The sequence below is a fragment of the Halanaerobium saccharolyticum genome (genome assembly GCF_004362045.1).
Taxonomy (GTDB): domain Bacteria; phylum Bacillota; class Halanaerobiia; order Halanaerobiales; family Halanaerobiaceae; genus Halanaerobium; species Halanaerobium saccharolyticum_C.
On the sequence record NZ_SNWX01000009.1, the window covers coordinates 63,306 to 86,291 of the forward strand.

Annotated in this window: 21 protein-coding genes; 4 read left to right on the plus strand and 17 right to left on the minus strand. The window is 35.4% G+C overall.

Annotated features, from left to right (window positions below; translation table 11 throughout):
- Positions 1-38: 38 nt before the first annotated feature.
- The 9 genes from DFR79_RS07415 to DFR79_RS07455 all read right to left on the minus strand — a co-directional run bounded on the left by DFR79_RS07415 (position 39) and on the right by DFR79_RS07455 (position 8,658).
- Positions 39-827, minus strand: coding sequence for an outer membrane lipoprotein-sorting protein (locus tag DFR79_RS07415; RefSeq protein ID WP_243727737.1), 789 nt, complete (start codon positions 825-827; stop codon positions 39-41).
- Between the two features lie 30 nt (positions 828-857).
- The gene (locus DFR79_RS07420) at positions 858-2,108 is read right to left on the minus strand and encodes an ABC transporter permease (protein ID WP_133514873.1); all 1,251 of its coding nucleotides are present in this window, start codon (positions 2,106-2,108) and stop codon (positions 858-860) included.
- A gap of 13 nt (positions 2,109-2,121) precedes the next feature.
- The gene (locus tag DFR79_RS07425; RefSeq protein WP_133514874.1) at positions 2,122-3,357 is read right to left on the minus strand and encodes an ABC transporter permease; all 1,236 of its coding nucleotides are present in this window, start codon (positions 3,355-3,357) and stop codon (positions 2,122-2,124) included.
- Between the two features lie 2 nt (positions 3,358-3,359).
- Entirely contained in the window at positions 3,360-4,049 is a 690-nt protein-coding gene (locus DFR79_RS07430) for an ABC transporter ATP-binding protein (RefSeq protein WP_133514875.1), read from the minus strand.
- Entirely contained in the window at positions 4,036-4,674 is a 639-nt protein-coding gene (locus DFR79_RS07435) for a TetR/AcrR family transcriptional regulator (RefSeq protein ID WP_133514876.1), read from the minus strand. The genes DFR79_RS07430 and DFR79_RS07435 overlap by 14 nt, the downstream gene beginning before the upstream one ends.
- Positions 4,675-4,876: 202 nt before the next feature.
- Positions 4,877-5,860: a Gfo/Idh/MocA family protein gene (locus DFR79_RS07440; RefSeq protein WP_133514877.1), complete on the minus strand. Its 984-nt coding sequence runs from the start codon at positions 5,858-5,860 to the stop codon at positions 4,877-4,879.
- Positions 5,861-5,972: 112 nt separating this feature from the next.
- Entirely contained in the window at positions 5,973-6,986 is a 1,014-nt protein-coding gene (locus DFR79_RS07445) for a cation diffusion facilitator family transporter (protein WP_133514878.1), read from the minus strand.
- A 261-nt stretch (positions 6,987-7,247) separates the two neighbouring features.
- The gene (locus DFR79_RS07450; RefSeq protein ID WP_133514879.1) at positions 7,248-7,709 is read right to left on the minus strand and encodes a universal stress protein; all 462 of its coding nucleotides are present in this window, start codon (positions 7,707-7,709) and stop codon (positions 7,248-7,250) included.
- A gap of 94 nt (positions 7,710-7,803) precedes the next feature.
- Positions 7,804-8,658 carry an AraC family transcriptional regulator gene (locus tag DFR79_RS07455; protein ID WP_133514880.1) on the minus strand — a complete coding sequence of 285 codons (855 nt, stop codon included), beginning with the start codon at positions 8,656-8,658 and terminating at the stop codon, positions 7,804-7,806.
- A gap of 160 nt (positions 8,659-8,818) precedes the next feature.
- Between DFR79_RS07455 and DFR79_RS07460 the strand changes: the two genes are divergently transcribed.
- From DFR79_RS07460 to DFR79_RS07475, 4 genes are all read left to right on the plus strand, one after another.
- Complete coding sequence (locus DFR79_RS07460) at positions 8,819-9,748, plus strand: sugar phosphate isomerase/epimerase family protein (RefSeq protein ID WP_133514881.1); 930 nt, start codon at positions 8,819-8,821, stop codon at positions 9,746-9,748.
- Entirely contained in the window at positions 9,735-10,892 is a 1,158-nt protein-coding gene (locus DFR79_RS07465) for a Gfo/Idh/MocA family protein (protein ID WP_133514882.1), read from the plus strand. The genes DFR79_RS07460 and DFR79_RS07465 overlap by 14 nt, the downstream gene beginning before the upstream one ends.
- Positions 10,893-10,970: 78 nt before the next feature.
- A complete protein-coding gene (locus tag DFR79_RS07470) occupies positions 10,971-11,996 on the plus strand; it encodes a Gfo/Idh/MocA family protein (protein ID WP_133514883.1) in 1,026 nt (341 codons plus the stop codon).
- Positions 11,993-12,748, plus strand: a complete 756-nt coding sequence (locus DFR79_RS07475; protein ID WP_133514884.1) for a sugar phosphate isomerase/epimerase family protein — start codon at positions 11,993-11,995, stop codon at positions 12,746-12,748. Before DFR79_RS07470 ends, DFR79_RS07475 begins: the two co-directional genes overlap by 4 nt.
- Positions 12,749-12,867: 119 nt before the next feature.
- Here DFR79_RS07475 and DFR79_RS07480 read toward each other — a convergent pair whose 3' ends face one another.
- The 8 genes from DFR79_RS07480 to DFR79_RS07515 form a co-directional block, all read right to left on the minus strand.
- On the minus strand, positions 12,868-13,884 hold the full coding sequence (locus DFR79_RS07480; protein ID WP_133514885.1) for a LacI family DNA-binding transcriptional regulator: 1,017 nt from the start codon (positions 13,882-13,884) through the stop codon (positions 12,868-12,870).
- 148 nt (positions 13,885-14,032) lie between these two features.
- Positions 14,033-14,836: a carbohydrate ABC transporter permease gene (locus tag DFR79_RS07485; RefSeq protein WP_133514886.1), complete on the minus strand. Its 804-nt coding sequence runs from the start codon at positions 14,834-14,836 to the stop codon at positions 14,033-14,035.
- 3 nt (positions 14,837-14,839) lie between these two features.
- The gene (locus DFR79_RS07490; protein WP_133514887.1) at positions 14,840-15,697 is read right to left on the minus strand and encodes a carbohydrate ABC transporter permease; all 858 of its coding nucleotides are present in this window, start codon (positions 15,695-15,697) and stop codon (positions 14,840-14,842) included.
- Between the two features lie 74 nt (positions 15,698-15,771).
- The gene (locus DFR79_RS07495) at positions 15,772-17,121 is read right to left on the minus strand and encodes an ABC transporter substrate-binding protein (RefSeq protein ID WP_133514888.1); all 1,350 of its coding nucleotides are present in this window, start codon (positions 17,119-17,121) and stop codon (positions 15,772-15,774) included.
- 119 nt (positions 17,122-17,240) lie between these two features.
- Positions 17,241-18,998 (minus strand): glycoside hydrolase family 2 protein, encoded by a 1,758-nt coding sequence (locus DFR79_RS07500; protein ID WP_133514889.1) that lies wholly within the window; start codon positions 18,996-18,998, stop codon positions 17,241-17,243.
- A 322-nt stretch (positions 18,999-19,320) separates the two neighbouring features.
- Positions 19,321-20,247, minus strand: a complete 927-nt coding sequence (locus tag DFR79_RS07505) for an AEC family transporter (RefSeq protein ID WP_133514890.1) — start codon at positions 20,245-20,247, stop codon at positions 19,321-19,323.
- 79 nt (positions 20,248-20,326) lie between these two features.
- A complete protein-coding gene (locus DFR79_RS07510) occupies positions 20,327-21,127 on the minus strand; it encodes a hypothetical protein (RefSeq protein ID WP_133514891.1) in 801 nt (266 codons plus the stop codon).
- 167 nt (positions 21,128-21,294) lie between these two features.
- Positions 21,295-22,914 carry a mannitol dehydrogenase family protein gene (locus tag DFR79_RS07515; RefSeq protein ID WP_133514892.1) on the minus strand — a complete coding sequence of 540 codons (1,620 nt, stop codon included), beginning with the start codon at positions 22,912-22,914 and terminating at the stop codon, positions 21,295-21,297.
- Positions 22,915-22,986: the final 72 nt, after the last annotated feature.

Genomic DNA, 22,986 nt, shown 5'->3' on the forward strand with positions numbered 1-22,986 from the left:
CTAACAGCTCACCACCCTTTAAGTAAATATCTGTCAATTTATCTTAATCTTTCTAAAGTAAAAATATCCTCCGGAAGCTCCGGATTGAAATTTATTTTCTGAATAATAAACTCTGTGCTGGTATTTTTGCGCAGCTTATTTTCCATAATCATCCGGACTGGATACCAGCGGCCCTCAATCTTATCTACTTCTAAGACAACCGCTTCCTTTAACAGCCTGCCGCTTTCTGCATAAAGTTCTTCCTTTAAACCAACAAATCTTTCTTTATCAATCCAGACAACTCTGCGGTAATAACTTACTTCTTTCCCCGGAACCTTAATCCCCTCCAGTTTGTAGACAGGCCGGCCTTTGTACTTTTCCTCACCCAGAAGTTTAAAATTATATAATTCAGTTAGATCATCAGATTCGAGCATATCCTGGTAGGAAAAATCGCTGCCCATCATTCCCTGTTCCAGCATATGACCTGATATTTTAACTAAATCCTCTGCCTGGGGAAAAAACATCCAGAGATTGTCCCCTCTTTTTAAAAACTTAGTCCCTCTATCGCGTGGATTTGTAAATACCACCAGAGCTTTTTCGCCATCCTGCCAGCTGCGCATGGTTTTAACCATAGTTCTCCCACTATTTTTAATAATCATCTTTGATTCTGAATAAGCTTTGATCACATATTCATTTTGATCTCTTCTGGTAATTATTTCATCTGCGGTTAATTCCTGAGCTGCGGCCAGAAAGGTGATCCCCACCAGTAAAATTGACAAAAGAGAAATAATTAATAAAATTTTAAGCTGATAACTTCGTTCAGAGTTTCTCATCAAAGCAAACATCATTTTTTACCCCCTTCAAGATAATTGTTTTCTCTAGATTTCACGCAGGGCTTCTGTTGGATCTAATTTAGCTGCTCTACGCGCCGGAATGATAGCAGTTAAAGTTGTAACGATGACTCCAATTGCAAAGGCAAAAAGCATATGCTCAATTTTAAAAGTAGGATAGATAATTGGATTCATTAGAACATCAATATCTTCAAAGGCAGCACTGTAGTCAAATCCTACTCCTGACAGATAATAGTTTAAGGCCCCTCCCGCAAGTGCACCAAAAAAGCTGCCGACTACTGCCATTGCTGAACCTTCCAACATAAAAAGCAGCATAACTTCTTTTTTCTTTAGTCCAAGTGCACTCATCATTCCAATTTCCTGAGTTCTTTCTTTGACGATCATTACCAGAGTATTAATTACTACAATAGAGGACAGCAGAACTAAGAAAAGATAGACGAAATTATAAATTGTCTCACTGACTTCTAACAGCTGGATAAAGGAATTACCATTTTTCCAGCTCTGGGCCAGATATTTATCTGCTCCTCCATTTTTTTCTAAATAATTTTTGACAGCTGGCAGATATTCATTTGCCTGTTCTCTATTGTTTGTCACCAGCAGCAGCTCTGTACTTTCATTATTTAAATAAAGTAATCTCTGAGCTGTATCCAGAGGCATAAAGACAAGCTGTTCATTTAATAGAGGAAGATTGCTTTCAATTTTACCCACAATCTCAAAAGTAGCTCCCTGAAAAGAACTGAAAGCTGTGGTATAGACCATTGTCACATCTTCGCCCACACTTTTATTAATCTTAGCAAGCAGTTTTGTACCCATAACCACTTCTCTTCCACTTTTAACCATTCTGCCTTCTACCAGCTGCCGCTCAAGATTTGTAAATTGGAGTTCCTTTGCTCCGACAACTCCCCAGGCCAGCATCTGTACCAGTTCTTCCTCTGTACTAACTGCTGCTCCAAATTTCAAACGGGGGATCACCATTTTTATTCCTTCTAGATTGTTTAGATCCTCCTTCATCTCACTAAATGACTTATTTCCGACTCCATTAACTGTATACTGCAGGGAAAGCAGCCTTTCTTTCTGCTCATATTCTTGATCAATAATTTTAATATGTCCTGTATCATAATGAATATATAAGGAATAAGTATCCTCAATCATGCCATCTATTAAGCCCCTTGCAAAAACAATTATCATCACTGCAAAGGCAATGGCAAGGATAGAAACTATGGTTCTTAATTTATTTCTAAACATATTTTTAAAAGCAATATTCATTAAAAATTTCATTTCCTCAACCTCCTCAGCGGTGATAAATTGCTTTTACCGGATCTTTTCGGGCTGCCCATAAGGCAGGAAAAACACTTGCCAGAATTGAAATAAAAACTCCATAGAGAAAAACAAAAATAAAGGAGTTAAGTTCCCAGCCAGCATAAATTGTCCCTTTTAAAGGAAATCCATAAGTCATATCTCCTCCAGCAGTCAATGCCGACATATCAATTCCATTAATATTGAAAATTGCCAGTCCAATTACTCCCATGATAATACCCATGCTGCCGCCGATAATTCCGATACCGGCAGCTTCCAGCATAAAGGTGTATACAATTTCGCGTTCGTGCATCCCCAGTGCTTTCATCATTCCCAGTTCTTCCATTCTCTCCAGCGCTGACAAAATAACTGTGTTAATTATTCCTACTGCTGCCAGTGTTAAAATAATTGCCAGAATCACCTGAGTTTCTATCTCCTGCATTTCAAGCATTGTGACCAGACTCTGAGCTGCATCTTTCCAGGAATAAGCATGATAAGGATCTTTCAATCTGCTGTTTAACTCTTCTGCGGCAGGAATTGCCTGATCCTGTTCAGTTAATCTAATAGCGTAGTGGCTTATTTTATCTTCGACATTCAGGCGACTCTGAGCTGTTGACAGAGGCAGAAAAACACTGCTTTCATTTAAACTGGGATGAGGTGTATTGAATAAACCCACAATTTCTCCATCAATTGTATTAAATGTGTCTTCATCTGTTCTAAAGAGCAGGATGGCATAATCACCATTTTTAAAGCCCATTAACTCTGCCAGTTTAGTCCCCATTATAATTTCGCTGCTGCCTTCCCGGGGCATTCTCCCCTTTACTAGATATTTATTTAATCTAAAAACTTTACGATCCTGACCCAGATCAATGCCGACTCCGGTCACCGGCAGCTCATCGATTCCATTATTCAATCTAACGGAAAAATTAAGCCTTTTTGTCATCGCCTTAAAGCCTGTTGTTTTCTCAATTTTATTTTCCAGTTCTTCAGTTGGGCTAATTAAATTATCCAGAGGCAGTTCTTTTCTGTCCTCCCAGTAGCTCTTTTTTGCTACCTGAAGATGACCACTTTCTAAGTTAATAATATTGTTAAAAGACATCTCCGTCATTCCAATCATTAAACCCTCAGTCATGATATAAATTAAGATGGCGAAAGCAATGATCAAAGCAGTAATGAGAGTTCTTCTTTTATGACGTGTCAAATTTTTGAACGCCATTTTCAGAAAAAACATGACTAATCCCTCCTCTGATCGTTAGTGATTTTGCCATCCTTGATTTCAATCAGACGCCGGGCATAATCCATTACCTGGGGATCATGAGTTGAAAAAATGAAGGTTGTATTTAGTTCACTATTCATTTCTTCCATCAGTTCCAGGACTTCTTTGCTTGTTTCCGAATCAAGATTTGCAGTTGGCTCATCAGCCAGAACCAGCTTGGGCTCTTTGATTAAAGCTCTGGCAATTGCTACCCGCTGTTTTTGACCTCCCGAAAGTTCATTTGGCCTGCGGTCAGCCATCTCACCAAGTCCAACTTCCTCCAGCAGAGACATTACCCTCTCCCTCCGCTCTTTTTTACTGTGTTTTTCAATCAGGCGAATTGCAAATTCTACATTTTCGAAGGCTGTTAAAACTGGAATTAAATTATAGCTCTGAAAAATAAAACCCAGATTATAGCGCCTGACCTCAGCCAGTTCTTTACTATTTAAATCATTAATGGAATGTTCATCAAAAATGATTTCTCCAGCTGTTGACTTATCGAGACAGCCAATCATGTTAAGTAAGGTAGTTTTCCCCGAACCAGAAGGTCCAAAAATAGTTGTGAATTCCCCTGATTCAACTTCTAAATCTATCCCTCTCAGTGCCGGAACAGCAATTTTACCCTGCTGATAAGTCTTTTCCAGTCCTCTTAACTTAATTAGTGACATTTTTCTCCCCCTCTGCCATACCATTTTTAATTATATAGAGCATTTTGTCAACATAATCCATAATTTCATCCAAATTATTAGGATCATGGTTTTCGAAAAAATAATTTACAATACTGATTGAAAAATCAGTCAGCATAAATGCTGTGAATTTAATATCAATCTCTGGGTCAACTTCTTCTTTTTCTACAGCTTCTTCTAATAGCTGTTCAAAAAATTCGTTACTTTTCGGTCTGCTCTCAGAATAAACCTCTTCTTTAAGACTCTCATTATTACCGTTTAAAAGCTGATCTCCGATTTCGGAGAATAATGGATATTCTCTTTTAAATTGAATTCCGGCAATAAAAAGTTTTCTTAAAAGATCGAAAAAGTTCAATTTTTGATAGTCCTCCAGTTTTTGGCCGAGAAACTTCATTTTGGCATCTGCTGCCTGATCAAGTATATATTTATAGAGATCTTTTTTGTTCTTAAAATACTGATAAAAACTTCCTTTTGAAATATCTGCCTGCTCAATGATTCGGTTGATGCTTGTTTTTAAATAAGGATATGCAGCAAACTCTTCCACTGCTGCACCAATAATCCGCTGTTTTTTTGAATCCGATAGATTAAAAAAAGTTTGTTTTGGCATCTTTTCACCTTCATTTCTCTAATTTTCAGATATATTGTGACTTTAAGGTCATGTGACTTTGTAGTCATATTATATGCTTTTAATTTTCTTTTGTCAACTCTTTTTTTAAAAATAAATTACTGGTCAAAAAAAGATTTACTTTCCTGGTATTCATACTAAACCAAAAAAGAGCTGCTGCATCATTAGCAGCCGCTCTCAAGTGTTAATTATTATAATAAGACTCAATAACTTTCTCCATTATCTCTGTTGTTCTGGCAGCAGTTTTACCGGTGGAAGGAGAGTCTCCTCGACCGAGCAAGCTGGCTACTACTTTTTCCAGAAGCGGCTGCTGCACATGTTCTGGATAGGCAAATTCTATTTCCTTGCGTCCAGCTTCGTTTTCTAAAATTATTGGTTCCTCATCAAATGATGAAAATAAGAGGCGGCCTCTGCTGCCAATAATTTCATTCTGATCCAGATCATAATAGCCATTAAAAGTCCAGCTGCCAGTTCCCTGAATCTCATTTTCAAATCTAAAACTCATAACCACATTATCTTCGGCAGGGTAATAGCCTCCCTGATTGATTGCAAAACCTGAAGCCGACTCTATCGGACCAAAGTAATAGTCAAATAAGTCCAGGGTATGAGCAGCCAGATCTAAAAATTTACCTCCACCTGCAATTTCAGGTAAAACCCTCCAGGGCAGATTAGCTTCATCTTTTTCCGCTTCTTCTACTGGCTGGGCCAGCCTAATATTTACTGTTCTGATTTCTCCAATAGCCCCCGCTTCAAGCAGCTCCTTGATTTTCAAAAATCTGGGCATAGCCCGACGATAATAGGCTACATGAAGCTGAACCTCATTTTTCTGACAGGCTTTAATCATCTTTTGAGCTTCTTTATAATTTGTGGCCATTGGTTTTTCTACATAGACAGGCAGTCCTGCTTGAGCAGCCATTACGGTATATTTTTTATGAGTAGAAGGTGGTGTTGCTATATAAACTGCATTAACTTCCGGATCATTGATTAAATCTTCTGCCTTATCATACCAGCGGGGTACATTGTGGCGCTCTGCATAGTCTTTTGCCAGCTCACCCGTCCGCCGCATAACGGCCACCAGTTCTGAATCTTCTATTTTCTGGAGTGCCGGTCCACTTTTCTTTTCGGTTACATCTCCACAACCAATAATTCCCCATTTTACTTTTTTCATTTATAATTACCTCCGTTTGAGGGTTCTCACCCTCTGAATATTATTGAAATCCTTTATCTTAATCTTAAAAATCTCTTTTAATAAATTAAGTTTATATTCTATAGAGTTCCTTCTATTTACCCTGATGTCCGATCGGTTCAATGTGAACATAAACTAAATCGACTTCTTCCAGTCTTTCAACAGCATTCCTCACATCTTCTCCAATTTGGTGGGCTTTACTCAACGGAATATCTCCATCGACATTGATATGCATATCGACCCTTAATTGAGGGCCTACATATTCAGCTACAATCCGGTGGACATCTGCAACCTCGGTTACTGAAAAAGCAGACTCAGCTATTTTTTCAGTTAATTCCAGATCAGCTCCTCTACCGATAAGATATCCTACATTTTCCCAGGTGATTTCCCAGGTTGCTTTGAAAATCCAGAGTGCTACCACAAGACCAGCAATCGGATCTAAATAAGGATGAATAAAGTGGGAGCCCCAGACACCTATGAGGGCAATAGCTGTACTAATAATATCAACCAGATTATCCCGGGCACTGGCCTGAATGGCAGGACTATATACTTTTTCTCCAATCCTGGAAACCAGATAATACATTATATATTTGACAACTATAGCAATCAGCATCACAAAAGATGTCCAGCCCAGAGCTGTAGGTTCTGCCTGCCCCAGAAAGTTTTGAATGCTCTGCCAGACTGCAGCAATTCCTGCAGAAGCCATGGCTGCCGCAATAAAAAGGCTGACCAGGGGTTCGAACTGACTGTGACCCTGAGGATGTGTCTCATCGGCCGGGCGCTGGGATACATAGAGCCCGATTCCCATAATTATACTGTAGAGCGCATCTGATAACGAGTTTGCTGCATCGGAGAAGACAGCACTACTACCTGAAATCCAGGCCAGTATCCCTTTAATGACTGCTAATAAAAGATTCCCTCCAATTGCGAAAATGATTGCCTTGATATATAATCGGCTTCGTTTAGAGTCAGAGACATCAGTTCTTACTCTTTCTATACAGCGACTATTATAGTAGGCTGTCTTTTCCCCACAGTCTAGATCCATTTCCTGTTCTCTATTTTGTTCTTGTTTATCATTTTGATTATTCTTTGACCCTGATTTGGTCATTACTACCTCTCCTTATCTCTGTAATTTATATCAGTTTTAAAAATTATTTTCTTCCGCCTTGATTAACTATCATTATATTCTTATGCTGTTAAATTTTCAAATGACTTATCTGGGCGGCAGACTTCTAATCTGATAATTCCTGTAATTATATTCAGATAGTTATACCAGCTAAAAACTCCCCTTTAATAAACAGATTTTAAAACAATAAATCCGTTCATCTAGAAGGGGAGTCTAATACTGCCTGTTATTTCTTTAAATTAATTACTTAACGACCATCACGGAAGTTTTAGCATGCCTGACAATTTTATCACTGATACTTCCCAGCAGGAATCTCTCTACCTTACCGTGACCTTTATCAGCTACTATAATCAGTTCAAAATCATTTTCTTCTGCATAATCACAGACCGTGTCAGCAGGATCACCGTGGAGCAGCACTTTATCAGGGCTAATACCCTTTTCTTCAAAAAACTCAGCATCATCATCAAGAATTCTCTGGCGTTTCTCTTTAATTGTATCTTCCTGCTGATCCATTATATTTTCTAGAGTTTCAGCAGAGAGATAAGAGGCTACTTCGTTAAACTGGTTAACTGGAATTTCAGCCGACTCTGTATAGACATGGATCAAGGTAACTTCTGCATTTAAATCTTCAGCAAGTTCTGCAGCTTTCTGGGCGGCATTTTGAGCACTTTGAGAACCATCGACAGCTACCAGAATTTTTTTCATAATATCGACCTCCTCGTATAATTATATTTCGAGATTTGTCGAAAAAGTCCTTTTTTAAAGTTTTGAAATTAAAAATTACTGATTTTAGCTGCCTTTATAAGCTGTTTTCTTTTTGATATTTAGAAGGAGCCATCCCTACTTCTTTTGTGAAAGTTTTATAGAAATTAGAATAATTACCGAAGCTGAGTTTATCTGCCACCTGACTACAGGTATAATTTTTAGCCAGAAGTTCTTTAGCCTTCATAATTTTCTTGTAATTTATATACTGCAGAATAGAAAAACCCGTATTTTCTTTAAATAGATGGGCTAAATAATATTTATCTAAATAAAACATTTTCGCTAAAGTGTCTAAATCAAATTTTTGGTTTAAATTATCATTTATATATCTTATTAATTTGGTTATTTTTTCATTGTATTGTATAGATTCCTGATGCTCAATTTCATCTTTATTAAAAATCTTATTTAAATGATATAACAACTGTACAAAATAAGTTTCTATCATAATCTCTTTTCCTTTTTCTTTTTTAGATAAAAACTCTTTAATTTTATTTAAATAATAGTCAATATTGTTTTCTTTAATTTTTTTTGCAGATATTCTATTATAATATCCGGGTTCTCTATTTTCAAAACAATCCAGTATACTAAAATCTTCACTATTAAACTTCGAAAAATACCAGGGGGCAAAATGAATTGTAATCCTTTCATATAATATATCAGAATTAAATACCGGACGATGTATTTCTTTATTATTAATTAACAATAAATCTCCAGCTTCGACCTGATAAACATGCCCTTCTATATGATAGTTAACATCACCCTGAATAAAATAATATATTTCAAACATATCATGGATGTGAACATCATAAAATTCATACTTTTTTTCAACCATTGCTTTTGTATAATGAGCATTAAAGTTTTGATTTGAAAAAAATTCATGTATTCCTGACATTTAAACCCCTCCTTTAGCTGACTATGGATATTAATTTAAGTATACAACAAGATTTGAAATGTTTAAAGCAATTTTTAAGATGATATTTACTTATTTATGTTCTATAATAGTTATATAATATAGAAAAATTAGAAATTTTAAATTTTCAGGAGGGATATAATTGTACTATACAGGTTTTGCAGATGAAGCAGCTGATTCTATTGAGAAACAGATTGAAGTAACTAAAGAACTGGGCTGGCAGTATATTGAAGCCCGAAATATTGATGGAAAAAACCTTACCGATATTAGTGAAGAAAAGTTTGAGGAAGTTTACGAAAAATTAAAAGAAAGCGGTATCAAAATAAATTGTTTTGGCAGTGCAGTCGCCAACTGGGGTAAGAACCCCAGTCAGGAAGAATCCTATACAAAAAGTCTGGAAGAACTAAAAAGGGCCATTCACCGCATGCAGAAACTGGGAGCCAAAATGATTAGAGGTATGAGTTTTGGAATTCCTAATGATCTTCCACCGAGAAATCCTGAGCTGGAAGAAAAAATACTGAAGAATTTGAAAGAAATGGTAGGAATGTGTGAAGAAGCAGGAATCACCTATGTCCATGAAAACTGCATGAACTACTTTTCTCAGTCCTATGAGCACATGGAGATACTGCTGGCAGAAATTAAATCTCCTAACTTTAAAATAGTTTTTGATACAGGTAATCCGCTGATGGCTGATAACCGGATGGGAGAAGAACCCTATCAAAAGCAGAACAGCTGGGAAACCTATCAAACTCTAAAAGATAGAATAGGCTATGTTCATATTAAAGATGGTGTTTATTTAAAAGAAACAGAAGGTATTTTCCCGGAAATGGACTATCGTTTCCCTGGTGATGGCAGTGGTCAGGTTAAAAAAATAGTTAAGGATCTACTCCAAAATGGCTATGACGGTGGTTTTTCTATGGAACCTCATATGGGAGCTGTTTACCACAGTCAGGAAGCTGACTCCGAAGCAGAGGCAAAATATAATACGTATCTAGAATATGGTAATCGTTTTATGGATTTAATGGAAGAAATAAAAGCTGAAATCAAGGAGGCAAATAATGTCCGAAGTTAAAATAGGAATAATTGGTATTGGAAATATGGGCAGCAGTCATGCTCAAAATATTTTTCAGGGAAAAGTTAAGGGAGCTAAACTGACAGCTGTCTGTGATATTGATGATCAGCGTTTAGAATGGGCAAAAAATACACTGGAGGAAGAAATCGACTGTTATTCTACTCCCGCAGAATTTTATGCCGGAGCTGATATTGAAGCAGTTATCATTGCCACTCCTCATTATGATCATCCCTCTTTAGCCATTGAAGGTTTTAATAAAGATCTCCATGTATTAATTGAAAAACCAGCCGGGGTCTATACTAAAGCAGTTCGCGAAATGAACCAGGCTGCAGCAAAGTCAGATAAAGTTTTTGCAATTATGTACAATCAGCGCACCCGGGCCATCTATCAAAAACTGAAAGACTTAATTGACTCCGGAGAACTGGGTGAGATTAAAAGAACCAACTGGATTATCGACTGGTACCGCTCTCAGAGCTATTATAATAACGGCGGCTGGCGGGCAACCTGGGAAGGCGAAGGTGGTGGAGTTCTTTTAAATCAGGACCCCCATCAACTTGATATCTGGCAGTGGACCTGCGGGATGCCGGTAAAAGTCAGAGCTTTTGCTGAAAATGGTAAATACCACAATATTGAAGTTGAAGATAATGTGACAGCCTATGTGGAATATGAAAATGGTGCCACCGGAGTTTTTGTTACTTCCACCGGTATTGCTCCCGAGACCAACCGGCTCGAGATTACAGGTAATAAAGGAAAATTAATTTTAGAGGATAATAAAATAACCTTCAGAAGACTAAGAACTCCCGAAAGAGAATTCAACAAAAATTTTGAAGGAGGATTTGGCAGTCCGGAATGCTGGGAATGTAAAATTCCGGTTGAAGGTGGAAATCCTGAGCATCTGGGTATTCTAAATAACTGGCTTGATGCAATTTTGAATGGGTCAGAGTTGATCGCGCCGGGAGCAGAAGGGATTAAGGGTTTAACAATTTCCAACGCCATGCATCTTTCAGCCTGGACAGATGACTGGGTAGAACTGCCCCTGGACGAAGACTTATTCAAGAAAAAACTGGATGAAAAAATTGAAAATTCTACTTTTGTTAAAGAAAACTCAGAAAAAGGTCCTATGGAAGTTGAAGGAACATTTTAATTCAAAAATTAGTTGAGAAGAAAAAACAAATATTACACGACCAGTCAAACTTTAAATTTTAAGAAGGTGAACTTACCAATGAAAAAGTTAAGGACAGCCATTATTGGCTGTGGCAATATCTATTCGGTACATGCAGATATTTTAGCCAGCAAAGAGAATGTTGAACTAAAATATATGGTTGATATTAAAGAAAATAGAGCCCAAAAAGCAGCTGAAAAATATAATTGTGAGTATTTGCTGGATTACAGTGAACTTTTAAATAAAGATATTGATGTGGTACATATCTGTACCCCTCATTTTCTGCACAGTCCCATGGCCATCAAATTTCTTGAGTCTGAGATTAATGTTCTGGTGGAAAAACCACTGGCTTTAAATTATGCAGAGGGTAAACAATTACTCCGGACGGCTAAAAACAGCAGCTCTCATCTGGGAGTAGCCTTTCAGAATAGGTTTAACGAAAACAATCAGCGGGCCAAAAAAATACTGGAGGCTGGAACTCTGGGTGAAATTAAAGGGATCAAAGGTCTGGTAACCTGGCATCGTGACAAAGACTATTATCTCAATGATGAATGGAAAGGATTTTACGAAACTGAAGGTGGAGGTGTCCTGATTAACCAGGCTATCCACACCCTGGACCTGATCCAGTGGTTTGGAGGTCCGATAAAAGCTGTTAGCGGAAATGTTGATACCAGAGTTTTAGATGATGTAATTGAAGTTGAAGATACAGCAGATGCTACCCTATTTTTTGAGGATGATTTTAACGGAATTTTTTATGCCACCAATGCTTTCAGCAGCAACAGCCCGATCGAAATTGAAATCGACTGTGAAAAAGGAAGTATGCGATTATTTGAGGATCAGCTGCTGGTTAAAACAGCAAATAAGACAGATAATTTTAATGAAAATAGTGATACTGATTATAAAGCTTACTGGGGCTATGGGCATCAGCGGCTAATCGATGGGTTTTATCAGGATCTCAGGAACAGCACTCATAGTAATACCATCAGAGCAGAAGAAGGAATTAAAACACTGGAACTAATTACGGCTATTAACTCTTCTTCAAAAAATAGAAAAAAATATTACTTAAAAGGAGTAGATAAAAGATGAAAATTGCAGCACAATTATATACAGTCAGAGATTTTACCCAGACACCGGCAGCTATTGAGAAAACATTAAAAAAAGTTAAAGAAATTGGATATAATGCAGTTCAGGTATCAGGTTTTGGTCCAATTGAGTCAGAAAAATTAAAAGATTTAGTTGACGAGATTGGATTAGAAATCTGTGCTACCCACATCAGTTTTGACCGTCTAAAAAATGATCTTGATAATGTAATTAAAGAACATAAACTCTGGAACTGTAAACAGGTAGGACTCGGGATTATGCCGGAAAAATATCGAGAAAGTGCAGAAGGCATCCGCAGGTTTTTACAGGAAATTGCCCCAATTGCAAAAAAGTTGAAAGAAAACGAGCTTCAGTTTATCTATCACAATCATAATGTTGAGTTTGCTAAATACGGAGATCAAACAGGAATGGATATTTTACTGGAAGAAAGTGAGCCAGATTTTTTTGACTTTGAAATAGATACCTACTGGATTCAGGCCGGAGGAGCTGACCCGGCTGAATGGATAAAAAAAGTAAATAACAGAATGAATGTAGTCCACTTTAAAGATATGACTGTTGACGGCTGGGATCCTCAGATGGCTGAGGTAGGAGAAGGTAATCTAAACTGGCCTAGAATCATTAAAGCCTGTCAGGAAAACGAGGTTGAGTGGGCCTGTGTGGAACAGGATGTCTGTCAGCGTGACCCTTTTGAGAGCCTCAAAATTAGTTTGAACAATTTAAAAGATATGGGATTATAAATAAATCCTGATAAAAAATAAATTTGAAAAAGCTCCTCTTCAATTTAAAAGTATTAATTAAAATACAGCTAAACTGAAAGGAGCTTTTTTCAATAAAGATTTGAAATTACATGAAGAGATTAAGCTTTTTTAGTACTTTCTCTGATAATTAATTTAACATCCATTGTGATATTTTTTTTATAAAAAATTTCTTCATCTTTTTTTTCTATTCGTTCAATAAGTGTATTAGCAGTGATTTTGCCAATTTCTTTAATCGGTCTATTAACAGTTGTCAAAGGAGGATCTGTGTAGCTCGAAAAATTAACATCATCAAAACCTACAACTCCAACTTGATCTGGTATTATAAGTCCTTTATTTTTTACTTCTTTCAAAATTCCAAAAGCTGTTGCATCATTTGCTGCAAAAACACCTACTCTTCTTCCCTTTAATTCAAATCTTGCAAGAAATTCGGAAATATGCTCTCGAGCTTTATCTTCTATAAAACGGCCGGATAAGACTTCATATTTATCTGAGCTAATCCCATTATCTTTTAAACACTGTTTAAACGCCCTACATCTATCAATAGCCGTAGCTGCATTTTCGGGTCCTCTTAAATGGACAAAATAATCATAATTACAGTCAATTAAATGTTCGGTTGCTTTATATGCTCCCTCATAATCATTAATCCTTATTTTATCTATTCTCTTAGAATTAATTTCTCTATCTAGAACAATAATAGGAATTCCTTTTCTGCTAAATCTGTCAATGGTTTCATAATCAAGAGCGGTAGATGCAAGAATAAAACCATCTACCTGTTTTTGGATTAAATAGCGCAGATAATCATTTTCACGCTTAGAATCCCAATCTGTATTCCCAATAATTGTATAATACCCTTTCTGATTCAAAGTACCTTCAATACTTTTAACAAGGCTAGAATAATACATATTAGAAATATCTGCTATTAGAATCCCAACAGAGTTTGTATTTTTTGTAACCAGCCCTCTTGCCAAACCGTTTGGAATATAATCCAGTTCTTCAACTGCTGCTAAGACTGCCTTCTCTTTTTCTTTAGATACATTCGCATTTTTATTCATGACCCGTGAAACTGTTGAGATCGAAACATTTGCTTTCTCTGCTACATCATTAATTGAAACCAATATAATCGCCTCTTTAATTATAATATTATATATTATATTATAATACTTTCTTCCGGACTTTTCAAAATTTATGGGGCTTCTTGGTTAAAATTATTTCTCGTAATTTTTTTAATAATATTAAAAAATGTCTATACTAAAGATAATAATTCTATTTCATACCAGTTCTCATTGCTAAACCTTCCATAAAATATTTATTTAATGCAACAAAAATAATAATTACAGGTAAGATTCCAAAAATGGAAGAAGCCGAAATAATACCCCAATTAGTTACTCCCTGCTGCTGTAATTGCGGAATACCAATGGTTAACATTTTCATAGAAGTTTTTGTTATCATAATTAATGGCAATATAAAATTACCCCAGGCTTGAATAAATGACATTAAAGCTACAATCATTAATGCTGGTTTTGACATGGGTAAAATAATTTTGAAAAATATTCCAAGTTTGCTGGCCCCATCTACTATTGCACTCTCCTCTATCTCAATTGGAATATTAGAAATATATTGCCTCGCAAGAAAAATAGCCATTGGAGAAACTGCTAATGGCAAAATTAATCCCTGAAAGGTATTCACTAATCCCAACTTAGACATGGCAATATAAAGCGGTATTAAAACTGTCAGCCAGGGTATTACCCAAGCTGAAACTATCCCTAATAATATGAATTTGCTCCCTGGTAATTTCCCCCGAGCTAAAACATATCCAGCACTGGGGGCAAATAACACATTCAAAAACGTAACTATTACAGAAAATATCAAGGTATTTTTTAGCCAGGTTAAAAAGGGAGTATCATTAAATAAAACTTTGAAATTATTAAAAGAAACTTCACTAGGTATTAGAGGTACGTTTGCTGAATAAGTTTGCGATAGCGACAGCCGAAAAGTCCAGAGAACTGGGATCATAATAAATATTAATAATCCAATCGCAATTACATGCAAAAAAACTTGTTTTTTCATAACTTAATCCTCCCTTAAAATATAAGATTGAAACAAATAAACACTTATTACCATTAAAAATAATATTACTGAAGCTGCAGCAGAATATCCCATTCTAAAATTCTGCCAACCCCAATTATAAGTATAATAAAGTAATGGTTCAGAACTTCTAGATGGCCCCCCACCTGTCATTGCATAAACTGCTGAAAAAATTCTGAATGTAGTTTGAGTAATATATAAAGCTACAAAAAGTGTTATTGGTTTCAATGACGGCCATATTATATATATTATCTTCTGCATAGTATTTGCACCATCTATACTAGCTGCTTCAAGTCTTGTCTGAGGTATTCCTCTCAAGCCAGCTAAATAGATTAATGAACAAAAGCCAAGTGTCCACCAAAAATAAACTAAACTTATTGAAGGTTTGGCCAATTCTACAGAAAAAAATTGTATTGAATTAAAACCTAATTTCGTTAAAATATTATTAACAAAACCAAAGGTTCCAAAAAATCCTCCTCTCCAGATAACTGCTGCTATTGATAAAGGAAGAGTCATTGGTAAATAGTAAGCCGCTTTATAAAAAGATGAGCCTTTACTTATTGCATTTAAAATTAATGCTACTGCCAGTGATCCTAATAATACAGAAGGAATAATTAGAATACCATAAAATAAAGTATTCCAAACAGCATTCCAAAAATTTGGGTCTGTAAATAATTGAACAAAGTTATCAAGACCAATAAACTCTGGGGTATCGATAATTCTCCACTTAGTCAAACTCATAGAAAAAGAAACTATAACTGGAATCAATTTAAAAATAAAAATTATTAAAACTGCAGGGGAAATCATTAAAAGTTCATATTTATATTCTTTAAAAAATCTCATAATCAATATTATCACCTCTTAATATAATTAAATAAACTAACAGAGCAATTAATTGCTCTGTTAGTTTTATTTTTTTATTCAACCTCTTCTACTGCTGCTTTAGCTTCTTCTTTTAACCAATTTGTAGCTTCTTCAGCATTCATATTTCCAGATAAAACATTCTGAACTGCTGAATTATATGCTCTTACAATTCTACCAGATGCAGGATGTGCTGGCTCATGTCTTAAATACCAACCTCTGCTTGAAGCATCTAAAGCAATATTTAATAACCCCCTATATTCTTCTTTTATTAATTCTTGGATATCAGATTCGGTTGTCACTGGGGTTAGTTTACCAGTAGCTTTTGCTATCATTTCTTTATATTCATCACTAATAGTAAGATATTTAATCAATTCCCAGGCAGCACCTTTATTTTCAGAGCGAGCACTCATCATAACACCATTCCAGGCAAAAAAGGAACCTCTTTTTCCTGTTGGTGATTCAGGTGGATATACAGGTACTACCTCAGGAAGTTCTTCCCCTGATTCATCTCTAGCTATATAAATTTCAGGTGGGAAAGTATAATTAAAAGCAGATTTACTTTCAAATACAGCATTATCTGATTCAGAAGCTGACATATTTGCAACTCCATCAATTAATAGACCTTTATTTAACATTTCCTCAAAGAATTTCAACACAAGCAAAGTTTCTTCTCCGCCTATTCCTATATTACCCTCTGTATCAACTACTTTTCCTCCCGTATTCCAGTAAAAATGCAAAAACGGACTGGCGTTATTTGCTCCACCAGGATAGCTTAAACCCCATTGGTCAATATTTCCATCACCGTTTGTATCTCGTGTTGCTTTTTCCATCATATAGATCCAATCATCCCAGGTCCATTTTTTATCAGGATTAGTCATTTTTTCAATATAACTTTCTTCAACACCGGACTCCCTTAAAACATCTAGATTTGCTGCAAATTGATGGGGATCTCCATAATGACCCAGTGCATATGTGGTTCCTCCAAATTTGTAATTTTCTAAAGCTTCATTAAAAACTATCTCTTCCTTTAATTCCTTATCTATATAATCATCTAAAGGTTCAATAACATTGTCTCCAAAAGTTATTATTGGAAGAGCTCTTGATGGAGTTGTATACATAACATCAGGAGCATCACCCGCAGCTATCGCTGATAGAATATTCCTATTACCTTCTCCCCAACTAAGCATGGTTATTTCTACCTCAATGCCTGTTAGCTCCTTAAATTTATCTAATACTTTCTTCAAATTTCTGTTATAGTCTGGTCCATGGGGAAAAGAATAATAACTGATAGTTGTTCCTTCATATTCTCGTGTTGGTTGATAAGCAGCCATACTAATACCACTAACTAAGAATAATAAAGTAATTAAAATAGATAAAACAACTTTGCTTTTTTTGTTTAACATAATATACCTCCTGTAGTTTTTTGAATTTAAAATTTCTAAATACTTTTAAATATAAAATGCCATTAATTATTATATTTTTAATTACCACCCCTTTCCCTTTCCTGGTTTCATAATAAACATTATAATTTATTATAAAACTCTTGAACTACATAATATGCTAATTTTTTATATTTTTTATCTTTACTTACTAAACCTTTTAAATTATACATTTGCTGATATTTATTTATTCTTTTTGGTGTTTTAAAGTCATATAAAATCCAGGGTGTCAGTCCAGCTACCCACTCACAACCTGTCAATAACTCCAACTGTTTTTGATAAATTCTTTTTTGATTTTCTTCAGTCCATAATTCGTTTTTTTCACCATGTTTATCAGGAGCAGCACTTCCGCCAAATTCACTTACTATAACTGGTTTATCTATTTCAGTTGAAACTAAATGCTCTAAATCATCAAATGTTCCATAATACCATTCAAAATATTCATTAATTCCTATTACATCTACTTTATCTTGTAATCTATCAGTAATCTCCATTTTATCCAAATTAAGAAGACATGCTGCTGAGGTTAAACGGCTGGGATCTATTTTTTTCGCTTCATCTATTAATGAACTCATAAAATTATATCTAGCTTCTGTATCAGGATTTTCATTACCTACAGACCAAATAATAACACTGGCTCTATTTTTATCTCTATTAATTAATTCTCTTAACTGTTTTTTCCCATTAGCTAATACTTCCTCTTTGTCAAAAGAAATTGACCAATAAACTGGAATTTCCTCCCAGAGTAAAATGCCTAATTTATCAGCAAGTTTAGACATGTTTTCATGATGAGGATAATGAGCAAGACGCATAAAATTACAATTCATATCAGAAGCTAATTTCAATGTTTCTAAACGCTCTGCCTCTGTTAATGCCTTGCCATTCTTTACACTATCTTCATGTGCAGAAACACCTTTTAAGAATATCTTTTCTCCATTAACTAAAATATCATTCCCCTCAACCTCTACCTGTCTAAAACCAATTTGATCATTTATAACATCTCCATTATAAGATAATGTAATATTATAAAGATACGGATTATCAGTCGACCATAACTTTAGTTTTTTAACTTCAAAAACTTTTTCAGCTTTTCCTTCCGAATTTAACTTTAATTCATCATCAATTAAATTCCCGATCTTAACCTCAACTTTTTCTCCTTCGCTACCATTGGTTTCTACACTAACTTTAATTTTATTATATTCGCCGTCTGGAACTAAATAAGAAAAATAATCACTTATCTGCTTTTCAGGTACTTTATAAATTTCAACTTCTCTATAAATACCACCATAATTAAACCAATCTGTAATTAGAGAGGGAATTCTATCTTTTTTTCTATCATTATTTACTAAAACAAGAATTTTATTATTTTTTTCTAAATATTCAGTTATATCAGCTGTAAAAGGAGTAAAACCTCCAGAATGTTTTCCCACATAATGTTTATTAATAAATATTAAGCTTTCATAATTGATTGCACCAATTCTTAAAAAAACCTTGTCATTATTTGTTTTAACCTGCTGAAATTCACGATGGAAAATTACACTACCTTCATAATATGAAAGTTCTTCTGCTTCATTATTCCAGGATGCAGGCAATTCCATAGTTTCCCATTCTGAAAACGAAAAATCCTTAGGACCACCTTCATGACCTGCTTCCCCAGTATACCACTCTTCTCTTAAAAACGAATCATAAATATCTATACTGTAATTCCAGTCACCATCTAAAGTTATAAATGGATCTCGTGCTTCACAATTTAAGTCATTAGTTAATTCTTTACCCTGATACTTATCCATGAAATTATCATCATGAATATGAGAATATTCTTCTTTTTGATCTTTAGCCATCTGATATACCCCCTAATTATTTTTGAAAAGCCTTTCAAATAAATTATAAACTTTATTTTCTATAATATAATTATAAGACATATAACCCATAAAGTCTTTGCAATTCTTGCTATATGAATTTCTAATCTTGCTTTATATTCAGATAAATCAAAATTTTGCTTTTTATTTAACTCTTAAAGTAACAAATTTTATATTAAATTCCTTTATATACTATAAAATAAAGATAACTCTTAATATTCAGGTTGTTATAGCCCCAATATTAAGAGTTCATGTAATTATTTTGAATATTAAATTAAATTTATACTTTGAAAACATTTTCAAACTAAACAACCAGCCAGATAAATATCGGTAAAGTTAAGCCCATAAAAGCTATGGTGGCAAAAATTGCTGCCGAGGCAAAATCACTTTTGTGGCCGTACTTTTCCATAATCACAGAAGAACTAGCAAAAACAGGCATTGCAGCTTCAATTGTCATAACTCCTCTCAATAAAGAAGAGATATCGAATAAACCCAATCCTAAAAAAACCAGCCCCGGAAAAAGTAATAACCTTAAAAATGAAAGTAGATAAATCTTCTTATTTCCCATCACTTCCCCAAAACTGCTTTTAGCCAGCTGCAGCCCAATAAAAATCATGGCCAGCGGTACAGTAATCGCACCCACACTATCAGTAATATTGACCACTGACTGTGGTAAGTTTAAACCACTAAATACGACGAGAAGACCCAGCAGCAGTCCAATAATTGGCGGAGAAAATATGTTGGCCAGAAAATGGCTTTCTGCATTCTGTCCGCTGTCTTTTAAAAGCCAGATGCCGACTGTCCATAAAATTAACTGCATCCCAAAATCATATAAAATTGCTAAAATCAACCCCTGCGCTCCAAATAAAGCCAGGCAGATCGGGGCTCCTACAAAAATATTATTGCTGAAAACTGAGACAAAAGCAAACTCCTCCTGCTCTCTTCTGGAATAATTTAAACTGCGGGTTATAAAAATGATAATTGCGATTGAAAGTACCGTAATAAGTAAAGCCGAAAATGGGACGATTAAATACTGTCTAAACATACTTAGATCAAAATCTTTGACAATATTTGTGAAAATCAAAGCGGGAAAAGCGATATCTATTGTCAGCTCAGCTATTCCATTCTCTGCTTCCTGCTTGATTTTCCCTGATTGATTTAAATAATATCCCAGGGCTATTAAAACTATCATTAATAATAACTGCTCTAAAACTGGATAAAAATCTGTCATTAAATAAACTCCTTTTTTCTTTCTCAAATTCAAATTTATCTGAATTATAAAATTTGCTTTAATTTTTTCTAATAATCCACTATCTCCCCATCAAAAGTAGAGCCAGCTCATTATATTCTATCTCCGAAACTTTTCTTGTTCCCTTATTTTGGCCTTCCTTTAGAACACTAACAAAATCTGAAACTGCAAAGACTTCTTCTATTTCTTTTGTAAAATAAATAATAGTAATCCCTTTTTGCTTCAATTTCTGCATAAAGTCGAAAAATATCTGCTTTTTCGCCGCCGGCAGCTCAATCACAGCCTGATCAATTAAAATAATCTCGGCTCCACAGGATAGAGTTTTTAATAATTCTACCAGCTGTTTTTCTAAAGGACTCAATTTCAACATCTTCTGTTCGGGAGATAACTCTACTTCCAGCAGTTCCAGTAATTCTGCTGTTTTTTCGATCATTTTTTGATTATCTATTAATTTAAAGAATAAAATTTTTTTAAGCGGTTCTCTGCCAAAAAATATATTTTCAGCTATAGTCATCTCTGGAAAAACAGTTGATTTATTTTCTCCCTCTCCTTTTTTATTGAACTTAAAAATTCCCAGCGGATCTTTGTCTGGATTTACTGCTGAATATTGATTAAGTAAATATATTTGATCCTGATAAAGGTTTTTAATAGCTGAGGGTTTAAGAACTGTTCCCTGATAAATCAACTCTGCCTCTGGCTCAACCTTTTCCCCAACTAAAAAGTTCAGCAGCTGCTTTTTAAGCTGATCATTTTTAAATAAAATAGAGTGAATACTATTTTTTTGAACTTTTAAATTAAAATCTTTATTTTTAAGCTGCTCTTCAAACTTTAAATTTTTGATTTCTAAAATGTTTTGCTCCATTATTTTCACCTCTGAGTTAACGCTTTTTTGATAGACTACAAAATTAATATACCATATATTTTTGTTAAGATGAAGTAGAGAGCCTAATTAATTTAAATTACTTCCTTAATTAAATGGAAAAAAGCCTGATCGGAAAGAGACCAGGCTTTTTAAAAGTTCAATTTGGCTTAAAGCAGATATTTATTTAAAGTAGCTCTGACTGCCCCTTTTTCGGCAATCATTTCCTTAAAGTAGCCTTCTATTTTTTCTCCCAGTCCTACTTCGTAAAGATCCAGGCCCATCAGCTTTTCGCTGCTTAAAATAGAATGCAGCTTGTCTCCCACGGAATCTGGATTACCAAACTCTATTTCCTCCAGCTGTGGTGTTAATTCATCTAACATTGGATCTGAGCTTAAGGGCATCTTGCTGCCCTGATCATCTACTGCCAGCAGATATCTCAACCAGCCTGCAATAGCAAGTGGTACTACCACTAAGTCGGCCGGATCTAAGTCATCAGCATCACGATAGGATTTAATTGTCTCACCAAGACGGATAGCTACCTTCTGTGAGGTATCTTTGGCTATTCTCTGTGGTGTATCCGGGATATAGGGATTAACCAGTCTTTCTTTTACTACCTCATCGATAAAAGCTTTAGGATCAAGTACTCCCGGATCTACAACTACCGGCAGCCCTTCTTTGTAACCGATCTGTTCTACCAGGGCTCTGATTTCCTGATCTTCCATCTCTTCTGCAATCGAAGTGTGGCCTAAAAGACAGCCGTAAACTGCCATTGCTGTATGGAGTGGGTTAAGACAGGTTGTGACCTTCATGGTCTCTACCTGATTGACTGTATCCCGATCGGTATAGATTGCCCCGACTTTATCTAGAGGTATTTTGCCATTGGGGAAACTATCTTCGATAACCAGATATTCCGGTGCTTCTGAGTTGACGAAGGCCGCTATTTCTGTACTTTTATCTGTTTTAACAATCTCGGTGTTTTCAAAACCTAATTCTTTAAGTTTTTGCTGCACATCTGGAGCCGGTCCCGGTGTAATTTTATCAATCATTGACCAGGGGAATCCGACTTTGGATTCATCATTTAAATAAGCTAAAAATCCTTCTTCTACCAGCTCGTTTTCAACCCATTTTTTCGCTACAGTTAAGACTGCATCTTTAAGCTTCTGACCATTATGAGAGCAGTTATCCATACTGGCAAAAGCAAAGGGATAACTTCCTGCCTGATAACGTTCATAGGCTAAAGCTGTTACCTTGGCCATCAGGTGGTTTAAGTTTCCTTCTGGTCCAGCTTTAAAATCTTCCAGAACAAAGGGGAAAAATTCGCCTTCCATATTATCCAGAGCATAACCTTTTTCGGTTACAGTAAAACTGGCCATTTTCAGGCTGGGTTTTCTAAAGATTTCTTTCAGTTCCTGCCAGTCCTCTTTAAACTGAGAATCTGCTTTTAAACCCTCTGTAATACTGGCCAGCAGAGTTTTTTCTAACTTGCCGTCAGCAAACATTTTAACCACCAGACTTAAATTATCAGCCGGCTGATACACCTTATCTATAATCTCATAGTCAAAGCCTTCTGCTGCTATAATACCTGTCTCTACTTCTCCCTCGTTGAGCAGTTCCTGCTGCAGCCGGGCAATAAAGGCTCTAAAGATATTACCTGCACCAAAGTGGACCCATTCTGGATTTTCTTTTGTCTTATCGATCAAATTTTGATAATCGAATTGTGGTGGATTAATCCCTGCTTCTTCCCACTGAGCTTTATCTTTGAGTTCTTCTTTTTTTAATTTCAGCATTTTTGAGCTCCTTTCATTTTCTTCCTTTAAATTTCAATTTTAAAATAACCTTAAATTGCAATAATAAATTGA